This is a genomic window from Pseudomonas sp. ASL3, assembly GCF_056680425.1.
Genome location: NZ_CM155281.1, coordinates 2,634,254 through 2,653,736 on the forward strand (window position 1 = coordinate 2,634,254; position 19,483 = coordinate 2,653,736).

Here is a 19,483-nt window from a genome sequence, read left to right on the forward strand (position 1 = left end):
TAGGTTTGAAGACCGTCTTTATTCATCGTTTGTGTTCGATTTTCCCTGACGTGGCGTCCGCCTCATCACCGTTCCTTCGACGGTGGCACGGGCGTCACCCGCCAGCTATCTGCCCATGACCCGATCGAGTGCAACCGCACGTCAGGTCTGTTCGGTAGCGAACAGACCTCGGCCAAGTGCATAGGCACACTTGATCCTTGCCCGGCGCGACCTTTAATCAGTCGCACCCCGTGCCCATCACGCCTCCTCAAAGCGGTCGCATCGTCTTCCCCCGTCACGCTGTGCTTCAAGAAGCGTGAAAAATGACAAGGACCCAATGGACAGTAATTGGACCCGTGCACTCTCGACACTAAGGCGTCTGCCGACCTTCTATCGCCTGTGGAGCGTCCCACCCCGCACATTCAAGTACGAAGCCATTCTGCGATCCGAACTGTTCAGTGCAGAACAGATGGCGGGCCATGGCACCTTCCTGGCCCAGCAGCATCGCCTTAGCACCCTTTCCGCCGCAGACTCGCTGCTCGCGCGTCTGGCGGAAAATGAGACAACCCTGAACAGCAGTTGCGCAGCGCTCGTCACCGCGCAGCCGTCTACGCGTCGGGTTACACCGGCAGCGGAATGGTTGCTGGACAATTACTACCTGGTCGAAGAACACATCCGCATCGCCAAAACCCATTTACCCAAGGGCTACAGCCGGCAATTGCCGCGCCTGGCCAATGGTCCGTCGGTGGGGTTGCCGAGGGTCTACGACATCGCCCTGGAAACCATCTCTCACGGTGATGGCTGGGTCGATGAAGAAAGCCTGAGCCGCTTCGTCGAGGCCTACCAGACCGTCACGTCTCTGGCACTGGGAGAGCTATGGGCGATCCCGATCATGCTGCGCCTGGCTCTGATCGAAAATCTGCGCCGGGTGGCCTCGCGGATCATTGCCAACTGGGGCGACCGCAACCTGGCCAACGACTGGGCCGACCGTCTTACCGAAACCGCCGTGCACGACGCCAAGAATGTGGTGCTGGTGGTGGCCGATATGGCCCGTTCAGAGCCACCGATGACCGCTGCTTTCGTTGCCGAACTCACGCGACGACTGCAGGGGCAGAGCGCCATGCTGATCCAGCCCTTGACCTGGATCGAGCAAATGCTCGCCGAGTCCGGGCTTAATATCGAACGTCTGGTGCAGATGGATGCCCAGCAGCAATCCGCCGATCAAGTCTCCATCAGCAACAGTATCGCCAGCCTGCGCCTGCTCTCGACCTGTGACTGGCGCGAATTCGTCGAGCGCATGAGTCACATCGAACGGATCCTGCGCACCGATCCGTCCGGTGTCTACCCGAGCATGGATTTCGCCAGCCGCGATCATTACCGACATGTAATCGAACGTCTGGCAAAGAACTGCGCAAAAAGCGAAGAAAGCATCGCGTGGGTCGCCATAGACCTGACCAATGCCAGAGCCCGGCCACCGCCAGAAGGCGATATAGCTGGGCATGTTGGTTTCTACCTGGTGGGTCCCGGCTTGGCCGAACTTGAGCTTCGAATCGCCGCCCGCGTGCCCTTTACCGAACGCTGGCAGCGTCTATTGCGCCAGGCCCCTCTGGCCTTTTTCCTGAGTCCGGTGCTACTCCTTTCACTCGCATTTGCCTGCCCTTTCCTCTACGCCATCGACAAGGATGGATGGTCCGCTTCGATGTTGGTACTGCTTGCCGTACCGACGTTACTGATGACCAGCCGCCTGGCCGTCGGCCTGATCAACTGGTTGGTCACCCTGAGCGTAGCGCCGTGCATCTTGCCCCGCCTGGACTACAGCGATGGCATACCCGCACAAGCGCGCACCCTGGTCGTCATCCCGACCCTTATGGCCAATGCCGGCGATGTCGAGGAACTGGTCGAAGGGCTGGAAGTGCGGTTTCTGGCCAATCGCGATGACCACTTGCACTTCGCCCTGCTCACCGACTTCATGGATGCGCCGAATGAAGTGCTGGAGCAGGATGACGCTTTGCTGTCGCTAGCCGTCCGGCTGGTCGAGGCGTTGAACCGCAAATACCCGGCCGTCGGAACCGAACGTTTTTTCCTGCTGCATCGGCCAAGACGCTGGAACGCGGCAGAGCAGGTATGGATGGGCCACGAGCGCAAACGCGGCAAGCTTGCCGAGCTCAATGCCCTGCTGCGCGGAGGCGGCCGGGAATGTTTTTCACTGATCGTCGGCGATATCGAAGCGCTGGGGACGGTTCGCTATGTGATTACCCTCGATACCGACACCCAGCTGCCGCGCGATGCTGCACGGCAGTTCGTCGGTGCCATGGAACACCCGCTGAACCGCGTCAGCATTGACCCGCACCTGGGCCACATCAGTGCCGGTTACGCCATCCTGCAGCCGCGTGTCGGCATCAGCCTGCCCAGCGCGGCACGCTCGGTCTACGCCTGTCTGTTCGGCAGTGATGCCGGTGTCGACCCGTATACACGCGCTGTATCCGATGTCTATCAGGACCTGTTCCACAACGGTTCATTTATCGGCAAGGGTATCTACGCCGTGGATGCCTTCGAGCATGCGCTGGAAGATTGCTTCCCCGATAACCGTATCCTCAGCCATGACCTGATCGAGGGTTGCTACGCCCGTTCGGGGCTGCTCAGCGATGTACAGCTGTTCGAGGAATATCCGGCCCGCTATAGCGCCGACGTCAAGCGTCGGCACCGCTGGATACGCGGAGACTGGCAACTGTTGCCATGGATCATGCCGTGGGCGTCCAAAGCCAACGGCGGGCTGGAACGCAATCGCCTCAGTGCGCTAGCACGCTGGAAAATCTTCGACAACCTGCGCCGCAGCCTTGAACCGGCTGCGTTCCTGACTATGTTTTTATGGGGCTGGCTGGCATCGACCGCGCCCTTTTACTGGACGCTTGCAGTACTCGCTCTGGTGCTGACTCAACCTCTGTTGAATGCCCTGCTGGAGTTGCTGCGCAAGACTGCCGAGGTTCCCTTCGAACAGCACCTGGTTGCCGCCTTGCGCAGCTCTGGCCTGCATTTCATCCGAGCCGGACTGACCCTGGCCTGGCTGCCGTTCGAGACCCAATACAGTCTGGATGCCATCGCCCGGACGCTTTGGCGCATGCTGGTCAGCAAGCGTCGCCTGCTGCAATGGAGCCCATCTCGGGAGGTTGAGCGCACCAGTGTCAACGATCTGCACGGGTTGTATCGCACGCTATGGGTATCACCCGCACTTGCATTGGGCCTGGTTGCCCTGCTGCTACCCTCCCCTGCCGTACTCGCCCTGGCGGCGCCGTTCCTGGCCCTATGGCTGGCCAGCCCGGCCATCGCCTGGTGGCTCAGTCGCCCCTCCCCCCTCGCGGTATTCGATCCGTCTGCAGAGGAACTGCATTTTCTGCGCACCCTGACACGCCGGACCTGGGCCTTCTTCGACCAGCATGTGGGCCCGGCCGACAACTGGCTGCCTCCCGACAATATCCAGGAGCAGCCCCACGCCAGTGTCGCGCATCGGACCTCGCCCACCAACATGGGCATGGCGCTGCTCTCGCACCTGGCCGCCCATGATTTCGGCTATCTGGGCAGCGGTCGGTTGCTGGAGCGCCTCGAGCAGATGCTCAACAGCATGGACAGCCTCGAACGACACCGCCGACACTTTTACAACTGGTACGACACCGTGACGCTCAAGCCGCTGGCGCCGTTTTATGTCTCAACGGTGGACAGCGGCAATCTGGCCAGCTTGCTGCTCACCCTCAAGCCCGGCCTGATGGCACTCCCCGACGCTCCGCTGTTGGATCTGCGACTGACCGGCGGCCTGCTGGACACCCTGGATGTGCTTCTACAGGCACTCAAGACCACCGCCGCCACCGACGCAGAGATACAGGCATTGCGGACCGAAACCCTGGCGGTGCAGACACACATGGCAGCGGAACCGGCGTTCAATCCACAGAAACTTCTCGACCTTCTGCAACGCGCCATTGACCTGCAGCCGCCCCTCCCCCAGCTGGATCCCACCGAGGATGCCGCTTTCTGGCTCAGCGCACTGCATGAGCAATGCCTGGACCTGCATACCGAATGCCTGCGTTTCCAACTGCCAATCACCATGGACGAAACGCTGCCAGTACCTCATAGCTGGCGGCAACTGGCGCAACTCGATGCCAGCCAATGGCTGCCTGTCCATCAGGCGCAGGTCAGCGCCGTCCAGGCCCTGGCCGTTAAACGCATTGCGATGTCAACCGGTCTGGCCGAGCGCGCCGCAGCGTTGGCAGACATGGATTTCAGCTTCCTCTACGATGCGCGGCGCGACCTCTTCGTCATTGGTTACAACGCCGACGAGCGCCGGCTGGATACCGCGTTTTATGACTTGTTGGCCTCGGAGGTGCGCCTCACTAACTTCGTAGTGATTGCACAAGGCCAGATACCGCAGGAAAGCTGGTTCTCCCTTGGCCGGCTGCTGACCAGAAACGACGGCGTGTCGGTGTTGCTGTCCTGGTCAGGCTCAATGTTCGAATACCTGATGCCGATGCTCGTCATGCCCAACTACGAAGGTACGCTGCTCGACCAGACTTGCCGTGCGGCAGTCGCGCGCCAGATCGAGTACGGCAACCAGCTGGGCATTCCCTGGGGGGTTTCGGAGTCCGGTTACAACACCCTCGATGCCCACTTCAATTACCAATACCGCGCCTTTGGCGTACCGGGCCTGGGTCTCAAGCGTGGTCTGGGCGAAGACAGTGTGGTTGCCCCCTATGCCAGCGCTCTGGCCCTGATGGTGGCGCCCAAGGCCGCCTGCCGGAACCTGCAGCGCCTCGACGAACAAGGCCTTTGCGGGCGCTTCGGGCTCTATGAAGCGGTCGACTACACCGAAGCACGGCTGCCACCCGGGAAACGGGCGGTTATCGTCCGTTCGTTCATGGCCCATCACCAGGGCATGAGTTTGCTGGCGCTGACGTCTGTGCTGCTGGACCGGCCGATGCAACGACGCTTTGAGTCTGACCCGCAATTCCAGGCGTGTGCGTTGCTGTTGCAGGAGCGCGTACCGAAAACCGCTACGCAATTCTTGCACGCTGCCCACGCCCCAGCGGCGGACGCCGCCGCGCGGATCAACGAAACAAATCTGCGGGTGTTCAACGAACCGAACCGCCGACGCCCTGCCGTACAGCTGTTGTCCAACGGTCGGTACCACGTGATGGTCAACACCGCCGGCGGTGGCTATAGCCGCTGCAACGAGATCGCGCTGACCCGCTGGCGCGAGGATATCGTCAACGACAACCTGGGGATCTTCTGTTATCTGCGCGATGTCGCCAGCGGCGCGTTCTGGTCCACCGCGCATCAGCCGACACTGCATCGGCCACAAAGCCATGAAGCCATTTTCACCGATGCCCGGGCGGAATTTCGCGTCCGTGAACTCAACTTCGATTGCCACACCGAGATCGTTGTATCCCCCGAAGACGACATTGAACTTCGCCGCCTGCATATCACCAACCGCGCGCGCACCCGGCGCAGCCTGGAGATGACCAGCTACGCCGAGGTGGTATTGGCCCCGGCCATTAGTGATGCGATGCACCCGGCGTTCAGCAAGCTGTTCGTGCAAACCGAACTGTTGCGCCCGCTGCAAGCCATCGTTTGCACCCGCCGGCCGCGCTCAAACCAGGAAGCGGTGCCGTGGATGTGTCACCTGCTGGCGGCTCATGGCGTGGATATCGATGCCATTTCCTATGAGACCGACCGTGCGCGCTTCATCGGACGCGGGCGCAGCTTGATGGCGCCGGCGGCACTGGACGCCAAGGTCGAACAACTCTCCTGCACGCAAGGCCCGGTGCTCGACCCCATCGTCGCGATCCGCTGCCGGCTCAACCTTGAGGCCGGGCAAACCGCGACGATTGACCTGGTAACAGGCCTGGCCAACAGTCGCGAAGATTGCGTGCACCTGATCAACAAGTACCGCGACCGGCATCTGGCCGATCGTGTCTTCGATCTGGCCTGGACACACAGCCAAGTGCTGTTGCGTCAACTCAACGCGTCGATGGCCGATGCACGCCTGTTTGAGCAAATGGCCGCTTCGATCATTTACGCTAACGCCTCGCTGCGCGCCGAAAGTGCGGTACTGCTGAGCAATCGGCGCAATCAGTCCGGCCTCTGGGGTCAGGCTATCTCAGGCGACCTGCCTATCGTGCTGGTGCAAATCGGCGACCCGGCCAACATCGAGCTGGTGCGACAAATGGTTCAGGCCCACGCTTACTGGCGGCAAAAAGGACTGACGCTGGACCTGGTGATCTGGAACGAGGATCAGGCCGGCTACCGTCAGGTACTGCAGGATCTGATCATGGGGCTGGTGATCTCTGGCAGCGAAGCCAGCCTGGTCGACCGCCCTGGCGGAATCTTCGTGCGCCCGGCACAACAGATCTCCAGCGAGGACCGTACGCTGATGCTTTCAGTGGCGCGAATGGTGCTCAGCGACAGCCATGGCAGCCTTGCCGAACAACTTCATCGACGGCGCAGCGAACCGCTACTGCCGCGTTTTGAGCCAAGCCTGGTGCGCGTGCCGCAACACGCGGCGCAGCCGTTTGCACAGGTCGATCCCACGTTGTTGATGAGCAACGCCTACGGCGGCTTCAGTGCCGACGGTAACGAATACGTCTTGAACCTCATCCCGGGCCAACCGACCCCGGCACCCTGGGCCAACGTGCTGGCCAACCCGCAGTTCGGCACAATCGTTTCCGAGTCCGGCAGCGCCTACACCTGGAGTGAAAACGCCCACGAATACCGTTTGACCCCCTGGCATAACGATCCGGTCAGCGACCCCAGCGGCGAGGCGCTGTACCTGCGCGACGAGGACTCCGGCCACTTCTGGTCGCCAACCCCGCAGCCTTGCCCGGGCACCGGTGTCTATCGCACCCGTCACGGTTTCGGCTACAGCGTGTTCGAGCATGTCGAAGATGGCCTGCACACCGAACTCTGGGTTTATGTCGCGCTGGATGCGCCGATCAAGTTTTCGCGCCTGAAGGTGCGCAATGCTTCCGGCCGGCCACGTCGGTTGTCGGCGACCAACTATGTGGAATGGGTCCTGGGCGACCTGCGCAGTAAATCGGCCATGCATGTAGTGACCGAAGCCGATCCGTTCAGCGGCGCCCTGTTCGCGCGCAATGCCTACTCCATCGAGTTTTCCGGGCGCGTGGCGTTTCTCGACTGCGATTCGTCCAGCTGCAGTATCAGCGGTGATCGCGCCGAATTTCTTGGTCGCAACGGCAACCTGCAGGCCCCCGCCGCCTTGACCCGCACGCGCCTGTCGGGGCGTATCGGTGGCGGCCTCGACCCTTGCGCAGCTTTGCAGGTCAGCCTGGAGTTGGGCGATGGCGAAAGCCAGGAAATCATCTTCCGCCTGGGCGCCGAGCAGAACGCCAAGGCCGCCACGCGCCTGGTGCAACAGTATCGTGGCGCCAGGGCCGCCGCCGTCGAACTGGAGAACGTACAGGCACACTGGCGCACGACCCTCGGCGCGATCCGGATTGAAACACCCGAGCGGGCCATTGATATGATGGTCAACGGCTGGCTGATGTACCAGATCATTGCCTGCCGCTTCTGGGCCCGCAGTGGTTACTACCAGTCCGGCGGTGCTATCGGCTTTCGCGATCAGTTGCAGGACAGCATGGCGATGATCCACGCCGACCCAGCCACCACACGACGCCATCTGCTGCTCTGCGCCAGCCATCAATACTTCGAAGGCGACGTGCAACATTGGTGGCATCCACCAATGGACCGCGGCGTACGCACTCGTTGCTCCGACGACTTGCTCTGGCTGCCGCTGGCGACCAGCCGCTATGTGCAGATCACCGGTGACCTGAGCGTACTGAGCGAACAGATAGACTACATCGAAGGACGCCCGCTCAATGACGGCGAAGAGTCCTACTATGATCTGCCCGCCCGTTCAGCGTTAAAGGAGAGCCTCTACCAGCACTGCCAGCGCGCCATCGAACACGGTCTCAAATGCGGCACCCATGGGCTGCCGCTGATGGGCAGTGGCGACTGGAACGACGGCATGAACCGCGTCGGTGAACAGGGGCTTGGCGAAAGCGTCTGGTTAGGTTTTTTTGGCTACGAGGTGCTGCAGCAGTTCGCCCGAACCGCGCAGCGCCAGGGCGACGGTGCTTTCGCCCTGCGCTGCACGGATCAGGCAGCCACATTACGCACGAACCTGGAAACCCACGGTTGGGATGGTGCCTGGTACCGTCGCGCCTACTTCGACAATGGCCAGGTTCTGGGGTCATCGAGTAACCAGGAGTGCCGCATCGACTCCATCGCCCAGAGCTGGTCGGTGCTGTCCCAGGCCGCTCCACAAACGCGCTGCCGCAGCGCTATGGCCGCGCTGGACCGCTACCTCGTGCGGCGCGATATCGGCATCGTGGAACTGCTCGAACCTCCATTCGACAAGGGCACTCTGGATCCCGGCTACATCAAAGGCTACGTGCCGGGCGTACGCGAGAACGGCGGCCAATACAGCCACGCCGCCGTATGGGCAAGCATGGCCTTCGCCAAACTGGGCGATAGCGAAAAGGCCTGGGAGCTGATGCGACTGATCAATCCGCTCCGCCAGGGCAGCCCGACACTGATCGAAACCTACAAGGTGGAACCTTACGTGATGGCTGCGGACGTCTACGGCGCGCCACCACACGCCGGGCGTGGCGGCTGGAGTTGGTACACCGGCTCGGCCGGCTGGATGTACCGTCTGATCGTCGAGTCCTTGTTGGGCCTGCAACGCAACGGAAACACCCTGCGTATTCAGCCTTTGCTGCCGGCCGACTGGCCTGGATACACCCTGCACTATCGTTTCGGTAGCACGCACTACCACATCGAGGTTCGCCAAGGTGCTGGCGAAGTGCTGACACTGAGCCTGGACGACCTGCCGCTCGCCGACGCAACGTTGATCTTGCTGGATGATGGGGGCGATCACCAGATCACGGCCCTGTGCCGCCAATCCTCAGCAGCAGTCCAGGAGGACTAGGCCGTTCTGGTAGGAGCTACCGCCCCGTCTTCGACGCCGCGCTGTCGCGCAGCAAACGGGGTCCCTGTAGGAGCTGCCGAAGGCTGCGAAAAGGTCGGCACGACCTTCAGCGGTCTCAAGAAAGCGACCGGTTCCCGGTCGATCGCAGCCTTCGGCAGCTCCTACAGGGGGATCAGCGTCTGGCTGAAAATTGCATAATTTTTATTCTTTATTTTTCAATGGCTTATAGGTTGTTTGATGAGAGCAGGCTTGCAACTACGCCCCACTCGGTGCGTTGCCCCGCATAGCCCTTGCACCCGCCACGTAGTCAAAGGTCCCCGCACACTTGAATTTGCACCCAGAAACCGATGGACGGCTCCTGCGGTAAAGCACACAGCCCGCCCTGGACTAACCTGTACGTATCGGAAACCCCTCCCTCGGACGATGGCTGATATGTTTGATGCTCCAAAACCACAACAGAACCATCTCCTGGCAGCCCTTCCCGCGCAAGCGCTGGAGCGCTTATTGCCCTACCTCGAACTGATCACCCTGCCGCTCGGCAAGGTCCTCTACGAATCCGGAGATTCCCTGCGGCATGTCTACTTCCCCACCGACTCCATCGTGTCCCTGCTGTATGTGATGGAAAACGGCGCATCGGCGGAAATTTCGGTGGTAGGTAATGAAGGCTTAATCGGCATCGCCGTATTCATGGGCGGCGAAAGCACACCGAGCCGGGCCATTATCCAGAGTGCCGGGCATGCCTTCCGGTTGCCCGGCCAGCGACTCAAGGATGAATTCAACCGCCACGGGGAGATGCTCCAGTTAATGTTGCGCTACACCCAGGCGTTGATCACGCAAATGGCCCAGACTGCGGTGTGCAACCGACACCACTCCATTGATCAGCAGTTGTGCCGCTGGTTGCTGCTGTCCCTCGATCGCCTGCAGGACAATCAACTGATCATGACCCAGGAATTGATCGCCAACATGTTAGGCGTACGCCGCGAAGGCGTGACCGATGCCGCCGGCAAGCTGCAACGTCTGGGCGTCATCGAATACAGTCGTGGCCACATCAAGGTGCTGGACAGGGTCAAACTCGAGCAACTGAGCTGCGAGTGCTACGCCGTTGTCAGAAAAGAAACCGAGCGCCTGCTGCCCTACGTTCCATTATCGCTGACTCACTAACTGCCACCGCCCCGCGCTTGCGTGCTCTAGCGAACAGACCGGTCCTGCCGGCGTCGCCCACACTTCAAGTATGAGACGGTTCGGCACCTGTCCCACCCATCCGGGGCCCACTGTGCTGCAGGATGCCCGTGTGCCAATTACAAAAGGGCGGCCAGTAGAAAACCGACTACTCCAGGGTCTGTCGAAAATTGACTGCGGCCGGCTTGAGGAACAGTGCGATTGCGTCGAGTTGGCCTTTGGCACCGTCCTGTGTGAACCAGGCCATCCGATCCTGCATGTGTACTTCCCACGAACAGCGTTCATCTCTCAAGTGGTTACGTTATACAGCCACCCTCCTCTTGAGGTGGGCCTGATCGGTAATGAAGGGATGCTGGGGGCGACCCTTGCTCTGGGGGTCAATACCGCCCCCATGCGTGCCGTGGTGCAAGGTGCCGGCACGTGTCTGAGGGTGAGTGGCTTACAGCTGCAGGTCGCACTGCGCGATAGCCCGTTATTGCTGTGCCGGCTGAATCAATACCTGTACGTGCAGCTGATGCAGCTCTCTCAAATCGCAGCCTGTACCCATTTCCATGAGATCGAACCGCGCCTGGCGCGCTGGTTGCTGATGACCCACGATCGTGCGCACGCCAATCACTTTCATCTGACCCACGTGTCCCTGGCGAACATGCTCGGGGTCCGGCGCAGTGGCGTGACCCTGGCCGCCGGTGTGCTGCAACAGCGTGGGTTGATCCGCTACACCCGCGGTGAAATCACTATTCTTGACCGCAAGGGATTGGAGGCAGCGTCATGCGAATGCTATAGCGACACCCACTCGCCCCCTCTATGAGGGCAGTCTATGAGGCCGTCGGGTCCTATGAGTTGAACCCGGCATACCGCAAGTCAAGACAGACCACCGACATAGATCTGGCCAATGCAGATGCCTGGCAGTAATCTGCCGATCACTCAGATTGCGCGTAGTGGCCGGATTGGGTCTGTGAGGTAGTACACGGATACCTGTTTGCTTTAGAGCTGGGTTGTTTGTCGATAGGCGTCATAGTCTCCCTAGCAACAGCAACACAATCAGGACGACAACGACTACGCCCAACAAACCGCTAGGCCCATAACCCCAGCTTCGGCTGTGCGGCCATGCCGGAATGGCGCCAAATAGCAACAGAATCAGTACGATCAACAGTATGATTCCCAAGCCCATGACTTTTCTCCTTGAGTCTGCAAGTGAGTGGATTGGATGTGCGGGCAGTGAGACCCTGATCTGCGCGCTGCATGCCACCAAATTGGCGCAAGTACCCGGTACGGTCTGTACGGCAACGCACATATCGTCATTGTTTAGTTGATCAGATGCGCAGTACTTGTTATTTCGGTTGTGCAACGCTTTTTACCTGCGGGCGGTTGATCACAGCACTTTCTACCGGGAGTAATAAGGCATAGGTTGCACAGTGTGTGATGGCGTACAGAACGTTGCCAACCTCAAGAACATAATAAAAACAAGAACAGAGCAGCATTCGCTGCAGCAGGTATGGCCATGAACGCAATGACCGATTCAGCCTTGGTACTGCGCATCAATGCACAGTGCCATCCATTGCTACGCTACCTCCACAAGCTAAGTGGCGTACGCTACTTGGCAGTCTATGACGCAGTCGGCGCTTATGAGCTGAACCCTATAAGCGGCCAGCAAAAACACGCGACCGATAGGGAGCTAGCCAATACGGAAATCTGGGAAAGACTGCCTTAAGCAGTGACACCTTGACGGTCGTACGGTGAGATTTCATATCAGGCACGCCTCATCCGACAGTCTGCACCGGGTAGACAAGGGAATGCCCTGCAGGGGTCGCAGCCAGACTCAATGTTGCTGGTTCAGCTTTGGCCCGGCCCATCAGATGAACGACTATCCGGCCGCGGTGAAGAAGGTAGTCAGCAACGATCCGACGATGGCAACGCCACCAGACGGCTTCCGAACACATGATCGCGCACTGCCGGTCCTGACTGAGCGCTAACAATTGTGATAGTCCTGATTCAAAATCATCGGACAAAGCATAATCAGCATAGTTGTGAAAACTTTGGTTAATCCAAAACCCGTTAACATCCGGCGCCACTGTTTTTGATTTTTTTCGTAATCCACCCAGCTCCAGTATTTGCATATAACCCATCTTCTGCGCAGCAAGCGCCTCCGGCAGTCTATCCCGATTGAACTGAGGATTAGTCCGAGATCGCGGTACACTACGAATATCCACGACCCATTCGACTTTCCCGAGCTGAAGTAATTCAATGAACTCCGGAATGGTTCTGGTGGAATGTCCTATTGTATAAACGGCTGGAGCTTCGAACATGAGCGTTTGATCCGTCGTATTAAACATGGCCCGCTGAAAAAGAGCTGATCGACTTCATTCACAGGCTCCTTCGATGTAGGAGCTGACTTGTCTGCGATCGGCTGCGAAGCAGTCGCGACCCAGTTTGCTACGCGACAGTGCGGCGTCGAAGACGGGGCGACAGCCAGATAAATCGCTTGCGTGGAGGAACCTGGCCAGGCAGCGATTCGCCGCGGGTTGATTATCGGTGTACTTGGTTGCGCCCATTGCGCTTGGCTTGGTAAAGCGCGTCATCGGCGCGAGTCAGGAGGCTTTCCAGGTTGTCACCCGTTTTGGCGAGTGCGACACCAAAGGACGCAGTTATCGTGTTGAGCACCTTGTCGGTGCCACGTGCCTTGATCCGCAACGACTGGATTTTTAGGCGCAGCTGCTCAGCGAAGGCATGGGCGCTGGTGAGATCGGTGCACTCCTGCAGGATCACGCAGAACTCTTCGCCGCCATAGCGCGCCGCCATGGCGTGGGGTGGAAGTGAGTTGCGTAGAACCTGACCGACATGTTGGAGTACACGGTCGCCTAAAGGGTGACCGTACTGGTCATTGAATTGCTTGAAGTGATCAATATCCAGCATGACCAGAGCCACACCCTGGGGGGCGTTGCTCAGCGCTTGCTCCAGCACGCGAGTGAAGGTGTTTCGGTTGAGCACCTGTGTCAGACCATCCAGCGTCGCGGCCAGCTGGGTGCGTTCAAGCTTGTCTCGCAGGCTTTTAATCTCATTTTGAGCAGCGTGCAGCTGGGAGAGGAAAAGCTCTTGCTGATCCTGCATGAGCTGGGTGCTCTGTTGCAGCTCGCTTAGTAGGGTGGGCAACCCCTTGTTGACCGGGTCCTCAAGCATTTCCAGGCAGTGCCCAAGGCTGGCCTGAAAGTTGAGACTGCCCTTCACGCTACGCGAGACGTCGCGCTCCATGTCGTCAACCAGATTGATCGCTTGTTGTTGCCCGGCGCGGGCGTCCTCCAATTCGTCGCGAATGATGTAGTCGCGAAAAAGCTTCGAAGCGGATTCCGGGGGGAAACTGTCGAAGTCTTTGACAACCCTATCCAGGTGGCGATTGAGTTCTGGTTCCAGGCCTTTGCTGTAGGTGTACCAGAGGGCGTAGTGCACTGGGTTGGGCGGAATGTTGTGACGCACCATCAGTGGTATAGCTTGCTTCAGTAGGGCCGCAGCCTCGCGGGCATCCTCTGGATACAGCGCCAGGGCAGTCGCCCGCTTCTCTGATTGGCTCATAACGTCACTGTCGTTGTTTATATTTGTTGGCGAATATACAGCAAGAAAAACATAATCATGAGCATGGCAAACAGCCATCACCCGCAACAGACTGGGCCAGCGTTTGATTAATCAGCAGAAAAGCGACCTCGCCGTCGGCTGTCGGCGAGACCGAATCAGGGTTTCGGAGGGCAGCTCATTCAGCCGGTTTGGTGCGAGCAGCCGCTCGCACAGACGTGTTGAGAACCACGGCGGCGCGAATGAGCGCCTTCAACGCTTCTTCATCAATCTTGTCGCCCTCATGGAAATCAATGGCACGTCTGGTGTTGCCTTCGAGGCTGGAGTTGAAGAGAGCTGAAGGGTCCTCCAACGAGGCGCCCTTGGCGAAGGTCAACTTCACGACATTCTTGTACGTCTCACCGGTGCAGATGATTCCGGCGTGCGACCACACCGGAACCCCCCTCCACTTCCATTCCTCGACCACTTCGGGGTCGGCCTGCTTGATGAGCATTCGGACACGAGCAAGCGTCTCGCCCCGCCAATCACTCAGCTCCTTGATTCTCGCATCTATCAGCTGAGAGACAGAGCCTCCCCCCTCTCCTTCCGTTGAGCCGATCTTCTCCTTCTTCATGGTGGTTGTCGCCTTCTTCATGGTGGTTGTCGCTCGCCCGCCACCTGAGTATCGCTGAATGACGGTTTCCCTCCAGGCAATCAACGACCGCTTCGGGTCTACGTCTTGATGTCGTGATCTAGACGGCCAAGCTTGAGTGCTACCGCACGGACAGTTAACCGAGCATAAACGGGTGGCTTCAGTGAGTGGCCTTTGGGTCGGACATTCACTCCAATGCCCATTAAAAATTGAATAGGCGATGGGCATTTTGCTGTCGTCGAAGCGAAAAGTCTCGAATGTAACTCCGTGGGCTACCGATCCGTTAGCCTCGCAATGATCCTGCCGAAGTCGCCGGGATTTTCCAGCATCATGAGATGCCCCGCGTTTGGCATGATAGTCAGACTGACAGCAGCGTCCTTTGCCCAATCAGGAATGTCCCAATCCCCAACAGAGTGCTGACCTGCAAGCAAATACTTCCTTTAAGGTTTTTTGGCTGGACGGTACATCACGCATCATGCCGTAACCCAACATATCAGGCGCTAGCGAGGGCCTTCCGCGTAACTCCATGTGGATATCAAGTGTATTTAAGGAACCGATCAAGCCATTGATGAATACAACGGGTGTATCTGAATAACTCATTCCTGGCTCCGCGGTGAAAATTGATAATTTTTCGTCAGACATTTCATTGAGTTCGACACTATGGAATGACTAAGTGATGGTCTACGTACGAGCCGTTATTGCGCCAACACAGGCTAACCCGCCGATAATTCGGCGAGCAGAGCTTTGCCTTGCGGCCACTCATCCAACCCACTGAGTTCGTTGATATGCCCGACGCAGCCTATATTGACCAGCCTACTGCCCCACGCCTCTGCACAATGGCGCGCATAGCACAGCTCTGCATACGGATCGTTGGAACTCGCTACAACGACGCTCGGAAAGTCAAAGCGTTGCAACGCAAGAGGCGTGAATCCCGACACCTGGCGTGGGAACCTGGGACTCTTGGGATCAGGTACTGCGACAAGGAGTGCTCCCTTGATCCGTCTACGGCTCCTCATTGCCCACTGGGCGACCTGCAAGCAGCCTAGACTATGGGCCACCAACACCGTATCCGAACCACTGCGCTCTATCGCCGCCTCAAGGTTCGCTACCCATTCCGAGCAAACAGCAACATCCCAGTCCGCAGCCTCGACTCGCATCATCGCTGGGCTAGTGGATTCCCATAACGTTTGCCAATGCCTTGGGCCGGAATTGCCAATACCTGGCAACAGGAGAATGGGGTCAGTCATATCTATATACTCGACTAGTGTAGTGCGCCGACGATAGCCAACGGCGTTGCAAGCGCCAATGGCAAGTCATTCAAAATTGACGGCGGATTCCGATGATTCATCGGTGTGGTCATTAGGAGATCTATGGAACTGGACAACAAAGACCGGCAGATACTTGAAGCTTTGCAAAACGATGCACGGCAAAGCCTGGCATCGTTGGGCAAACGTATCGGGCTTTCACAACCCGCTATGAGCGAGCGCGTCCGTAAACTGGAATTGGCCGGGATCATCGAGGGCTACGGCGCCAGAGTGAATCTGGAAAAACTGGGACTGGGCTTGCAAGTGATAATCCGCGTCCGGACGACCCACGAGCACATCAAGAGCTATCTCAAACTTTTCGAAGAAATGCCCGAAGTTCTGGAAGCGGACCGTATCAGCGGTGAGGATTGCTTCTTTGTGCGATGCGCATTTTCAGAAACCCGCGACCTGGAGCGAGTAGTCGATAGGCTGGCCGTTCATGGTGCTGTGACGACTTCATTGGTCTTGTCTAATACTGTGCGCAAACGGGCCCCAGTGAGTACGTAAGCGAAGGCTGCCTTCCAAGGTAGAAAATCATTAAAAATAGGGCCATTATTCAGCGCGCAGTCACCATGAACGACCGTCTGATAAAGCGGTTCAGTCCAGGATCATTTGTCCACTGCCGAGACTTTCCGAGCTTCGCTTCGTGTTTTCGGGGTAGTGGAGAAGCCTTATTCTTAAGGAAAGAATTTTGACAAACATCTGTTCCAGCGGCCTTGATATTGGCTTTGCATCTCTGGATTACATGCAAATTGGCATCCTGGGTATCATTCAAGGCATCACCGAGCTATTACCCATTTCATCCACGGCGCACATGCGAATCGTACCCGCCCTTCTCGGCTGGCCCGATCCCGGCTCGGCGTTTTCCGCCGCCATGCAGTTGGCCGCACTGGCCGCGGTCGTCAGCTATTTCTGGCGTGACGTACGGGAAGTCGTCACGGGCAGCATAGGCGCCGTGCGACAGCGTGATTTCAGCAGCCAGTCGTTCAAGCTGGCAGTTGCCATTGTGCTCGCGACCATCCCGATTGGTATCGCAGGCCTGGCCTTGTCCTCGACGCTCAACGCGTGCGATTCACCCTTGAGAGGCCTGATGGTGATCGGTATCTCATGCGTGGTGATGGCCGTTCTGCTGGCTGCGGCCGAACTCAGCTGCCGCCATCAACGCACCGTCGGAGAGATGCGCCTGCGGGATGCATTGATCGTCGGCATCGCACAGGTTGGCGCGCTGATACCCGGTGTTTCCCGCTCAGGTTCAACACTCACCGCAGCGCTCTTCCTTAACTTCAAACGCGAAGAGGCCGCGCGCTTCTCATTCCTGCTGGGGCTGCCCGCCATCGCGTTGGCCGGGCTGAAAGAGCTGTGGGTGCTATATCATGCACACATCCCGGCCGAAGCATGGTCGCACCTGGTTTTCGGGCTGGTGATCGCCAGCGTGTCGGCATTCTGCGCCATCTGGGGCCTGATGAAGTTCCTGGAAAATTTTTCCACCTGGCCCTTCGTTATTTACCGGGCGGCACTGGGTATTTTCCTGATTGTCGCGGTCAGTACCGGGTTTCTGAGCTAAACAACGTTCAAACGCTAATAGAGCCCGGCCCAGTGCCGGGCTTTTTCATTAGACGAGGAACCGGTCCAACTGATCAGTTGGCCATTCATTGGTACAGCGGCAACTCGATAGTCGCTTCAAGACCTCTCCTCAAACACCCTTTAAATCATTGATTTTAAAAAATTATTTTCTGACGTACCGAATCAACTGTGGGAGCAGGCTTGCCTGCGAAGAGGCCAGTCGCCCAAAGATGATCTTTCTGGCGTGTGGGATTATCTGATACTGGTCGATTGATTCGCAGGCAAGCCTGCTCCCACAGATTCATGCCGGGCACAAATCCCTGTAGGAGCTGCCGAAGGCTGCGATCGACCGGGAACCGGTCGTAGATGCAGATATTTTTGAAGGCCGTTCCGGCCTTATCGCAGCCTTCGGCAGCTCCTACATGGGTTCGGCGTATTGCCTGGGAACATAGTATCTCCCACAGAATTGCGCTGAGCCTGACACACCACGCCGCATGGCCTTCGCAGACAAGTCAGCTACTACGCCCTTCGGGCAGAATCGAGATCCCAGTTTGCTGCGCGACAGCGCAGCGTCGAAGACGGGGCGACTTCTCCCATTCGGCAACGACCTGTGCACTGATGTTGACACCTCCACAGACGACGATAACCACATCGTGGGCATTGGCAATCGCCGGATGATCCAGATACGCGACGGCAAGAGAAACGCCGCAAGCAGGTTCCACTAATTGGCGCATGTCATCTGCGTACCGAACGACACCCATTATGGCTTCGGCATCTGTCAGCACGACGCAGGTGTGCTGGAAACCCTGGATGTGCTGAACCGGCCACTGCGCAACTTGCAACGCACCGAGTGAACTGGCAACGGTCTTGATCTCGGGAAGCCTGACGGGATGTCCGGCCTTGATGGCTGCGGCGAATGACGCTGCGCCCTGGGTTTCACAGGCGATGATCCGGCAATCCATCCGTGCATTGCGCTCCAGTCCGGTAAGGACACCGGCCAGTAAGCCACCACCGCCAACCGAGACCACAATCGTGTCAACCTGGGGGCAGTCCTGCAAGATTTCATCAATCATCGTACTGTGCCCCTCCCACAGCGTTGGATGGTCGAACGCAGGCACATACTCGGTATCCGGCTCTTTTGCGAGTTCCAGAGCCAGCTGGTTGGCTTCGTCCCACACCTTACCGTGCACAATCACTTGCGCACCCGTTTTGGCGATTCGCGCCCGGGTGCTTTCAGGGGTTGTTTGCGGCACGATGATGCTCGCTTCCAGACCGAGCGCGGCCGCCGCCACCGCCGTAGCCAATCCGGCATTGCCTCCGGAAGGACAGACGACTTTCTTCTTGCCCTGCTCGGCAGCGAGCGTACAGAGCAGACCCATGCCACGCAGCTTGAATGACCCGCCAGGCTGCAGGTTTTCCAGCTTGAGCCAGATTCGTCTGATCGGGGTCGATAGCCCCGGATGCAAAACCAACGGTGTTCTTATATGAAGCATCACAGGCATCCTTATAAAAACCGGATGAATAGAAACTCAGACACTTACCGCCGCCAGGACGCGGATGGGCATCCACAGGATAGGACATGTGTTCAATTCGCTCGCGGATTCACTGGAAAGCTACGTTGTTTGATTGGGGAGCTACGTTGTTTGATTAAGGCAAGAGCCCAGGCAGGACTTTGTTGTTTTCCGAAAAAGCACCGCGATGACGTTTTTCGATCGTCTGCATGCCGCTTTGGTCCTTGCCCTGTTGGCTTCTCTCTACGATTCTGTATAGACCGTCAGGGCGGTTCGCGGCCGCCCCCAAGTACAGCACTGGAGAGGCCCGCATGAAGACCGTTGCGCAACTACTGAAGTTAAAGTCCAAAGAAAACCAGCAAGTCCACACCATCGGTCCGGATCAGACGGTGCTGGAAGCGCTCAGGGTGATGGCTGAGAGGAATGTCGGTGCTCTACCGGTGACCCAGAGTGGCAAGGTGGTAGGCGTTATCAGCGAGCGCGACTATGCGCGCAAGGTGGCGTTGCGGGGACGATCCTCGGAGGACACGCCCGTCAGCGCGATCATGAGCGCGCCAGTAGTGACGGTGGACCTCCATAAAAGCGTCGAGACCTGCATGGCCATCATGACCGATAGCCACCTGCGCCATTTGCCGGTTGTGGAAAACGGCCAACTGCTGGGCTTGCTGTCCATTGGCGACCTGGTTAAAGAAGCCATTGCCGAGCAGGCTGACCTGATCCGGCAACTGGAGCAGTACATCCGCGGAGAATAGTCAGGAGT

At 58.5% G+C, this 19,483-nt stretch carries 13 protein-coding genes; 7 read left to right on the forward strand and 6 right to left on the reverse strand.

Annotated features, from left to right (window positions below):
• Positions 1-316: 316 nt before the first annotated feature.
• The 3 genes from AC1MEE_RS12135 (at position 317) to AC1MEE_RS12145 (ending at position 10,958) form a co-directional block, all read left to right on the forward strand.
• On the forward strand, positions 317-8,971 hold the full coding sequence (locus AC1MEE_RS12135; RefSeq protein ID WP_480415573.1) for a glycoside hydrolase family 94 protein: 8,655 nt from the start codon (positions 317-319) through the stop codon (positions 8,969-8,971).
• A gap of 432 nt (positions 8,972-9,403) precedes the next feature.
• Positions 9,404-10,132 (forward strand): Crp/Fnr family transcriptional regulator, encoded by a 729-nt coding sequence (locus tag AC1MEE_RS12140; protein ID WP_480415574.1) that lies wholly within the window; start codon positions 9,404-9,406, stop codon positions 10,130-10,132.
• 130 nt (positions 10,133-10,262) lie between these two features.
• The gene (locus AC1MEE_RS12145) at positions 10,263-10,958 is read left to right on the forward strand and encodes a Crp/Fnr family transcriptional regulator (protein WP_480415575.1); all 696 of its coding nucleotides are present in this window, start codon (positions 10,263-10,265) and stop codon (positions 10,956-10,958) included.
• A gap of 204 nt (positions 10,959-11,162) precedes the next feature.
• Here AC1MEE_RS12145 and AC1MEE_RS12150 read toward each other — a convergent pair whose 3' ends face one another.
• Positions 11,163-11,315: a DUF3309 family protein gene (locus tag AC1MEE_RS12150; RefSeq protein ID WP_480416217.1), complete on the reverse strand. Its 153-nt coding sequence runs from the start codon at positions 11,313-11,315 to the stop codon at positions 11,163-11,165.
• Positions 11,316-11,651: 336 nt separating this feature from the next.
• On the opposite strand from AC1MEE_RS12150, the gene AC1MEE_RS12155 reads away from it, so the two are divergent.
• Complete coding sequence (locus tag AC1MEE_RS12155) at positions 11,652-11,861, forward strand: hypothetical protein (RefSeq protein ID WP_480415576.1); 210 nt, start codon at positions 11,652-11,654, stop codon at positions 11,859-11,861.
• Positions 11,862-11,910: 49 nt separating this feature from the next.
• Here the strand turns inward: AC1MEE_RS12155 and AC1MEE_RS12160 are convergent, their stop codons facing one another.
• The 4 genes from AC1MEE_RS12160 to AC1MEE_RS12175 all read right to left on the reverse strand — a co-directional run bounded on the left by AC1MEE_RS12160 (position 11,911) and on the right by AC1MEE_RS12175 (position 15,592).
• A complete protein-coding gene (locus AC1MEE_RS12160) occupies positions 11,911-12,456 on the reverse strand; it encodes a DUF488 domain-containing protein (RefSeq protein ID WP_480415577.1) in 546 nt (181 codons plus the stop codon).
• A gap of 220 nt (positions 12,457-12,676) precedes the next feature.
• The gene (locus AC1MEE_RS12165; protein WP_480415578.1) at positions 12,677-13,717 is read right to left on the reverse strand and encodes a GGDEF domain-containing protein; all 1,041 of its coding nucleotides are present in this window, start codon (positions 13,715-13,717) and stop codon (positions 12,677-12,679) included.
• A 175-nt stretch (positions 13,718-13,892) separates the two neighbouring features.
• Positions 13,893-14,327 (reverse strand): DUF1801 domain-containing protein, encoded by a 435-nt coding sequence (locus AC1MEE_RS12170; RefSeq protein ID WP_480416218.1) that lies wholly within the window; start codon positions 14,325-14,327, stop codon positions 13,893-13,895.
• A 731-nt stretch (positions 14,328-15,058) separates the two neighbouring features.
• Positions 15,059-15,592, reverse strand: a complete 534-nt coding sequence (locus tag AC1MEE_RS12175) for an RBBP9/YdeN family alpha/beta hydrolase (protein ID WP_480415579.1) — start codon at positions 15,590-15,592, stop codon at positions 15,059-15,061.
• A 123-nt stretch (positions 15,593-15,715) separates the two neighbouring features.
• On the opposite strand from AC1MEE_RS12175, the gene AC1MEE_RS12180 reads away from it, so the two are divergent.
• Both AC1MEE_RS12180 and AC1MEE_RS12185 read left to right on the forward strand, forming a co-directional pair.
• Positions 15,716-16,156, forward strand: coding sequence for an Lrp/AsnC family transcriptional regulator (locus tag AC1MEE_RS12180; protein WP_480415580.1), 441 nt, complete (start codon positions 15,716-15,718; stop codon positions 16,154-16,156).
• Between the two features lie 184 nt (positions 16,157-16,340).
• On the forward strand, positions 16,341-17,213 hold the full coding sequence (locus AC1MEE_RS12185; RefSeq protein ID WP_480415581.1) for an undecaprenyl-diphosphate phosphatase: 873 nt from the start codon (positions 16,341-16,343) through the stop codon (positions 17,211-17,213).
• A gap of 511 nt (positions 17,214-17,724) precedes the next feature.
• Here the strand turns inward: AC1MEE_RS12185 and AC1MEE_RS12190 are convergent.
• The gene (locus AC1MEE_RS12190; protein WP_480415582.1) at positions 17,725-18,705 is read right to left on the reverse strand and encodes a pyridoxal-phosphate dependent enzyme; all 981 of its coding nucleotides are present in this window, start codon (positions 18,703-18,705) and stop codon (positions 17,725-17,727) included.
• A 329-nt stretch (positions 18,706-19,034) separates the two neighbouring features.
• On the opposite strand from AC1MEE_RS12190, the gene AC1MEE_RS12195 reads away from it, so the two are divergent.
• The gene (locus AC1MEE_RS12195) at positions 19,035-19,475 is read left to right on the forward strand and encodes a CBS domain-containing protein (protein WP_480415583.1); all 441 of its coding nucleotides are present in this window, start codon (positions 19,035-19,037) and stop codon (positions 19,473-19,475) included.
• Positions 19,476-19,483: the final 8 nt, after the last annotated feature.

Coding starts and splice junctions, on each gene's coding strand:
- AC1MEE_RS12165 (WP_480415578.1), bottom strand. CDS start 13,717: ATGAGCCAATCAGAGAAGCGGGCGACTGCCCTGGCGCTGTATCCAGAG.
- AC1MEE_RS12160 (WP_480415577.1), bottom strand. CDS start 12,456: ATGTTCGAAGCTCCAGCCGTTTATACAATAGGACATTCCACCAGAACC.
- AC1MEE_RS12180 (WP_480415580.1), top strand. CDS start 15,716: ATGGAACTGGACAACAAAGACCGGCAGATACTTGAAGCTTTGCAAAAC.
- AC1MEE_RS12170 (WP_480416218.1), bottom strand. CDS start 14,327: ATGAAGAAGGAGAAGATCGGCTCAACGGAAGGAGAGGGGGGAGGCTCT.
- AC1MEE_RS12175 (WP_480415579.1), bottom strand. CDS start 15,592: ATGACTGACCCCATTCTCCTGTTGCCAGGTATTGGCAATTCCGGCCCA.
- AC1MEE_RS12140 (WP_480415574.1), top strand. CDS start 9,404: ATGTTTGATGCTCCAAAACCACAACAGAACCATCTCCTGGCAGCCCTT.
- AC1MEE_RS12195 (WP_480415583.1), top strand. CDS start 19,035: ATGAAGACCGTTGCGCAACTACTGAAGTTAAAGTCCAAAGAAAACCAG.
- AC1MEE_RS12135 (WP_480415573.1), top strand. CDS start 317: ATGGACAGTAATTGGACCCGTGCACTCTCGACACTAAGGCGTCTGCCG.
- AC1MEE_RS12155 (WP_480415576.1), top strand. CDS start 11,652: ATGAACGCAATGACCGATTCAGCCTTGGTACTGCGCATCAATGCACAG.
- AC1MEE_RS12190 (WP_480415582.1), bottom strand. CDS start 18,705: ATGCTTCATATAAGAACACCGTTGGTTTTGCATCCGGGGCTATCGACC.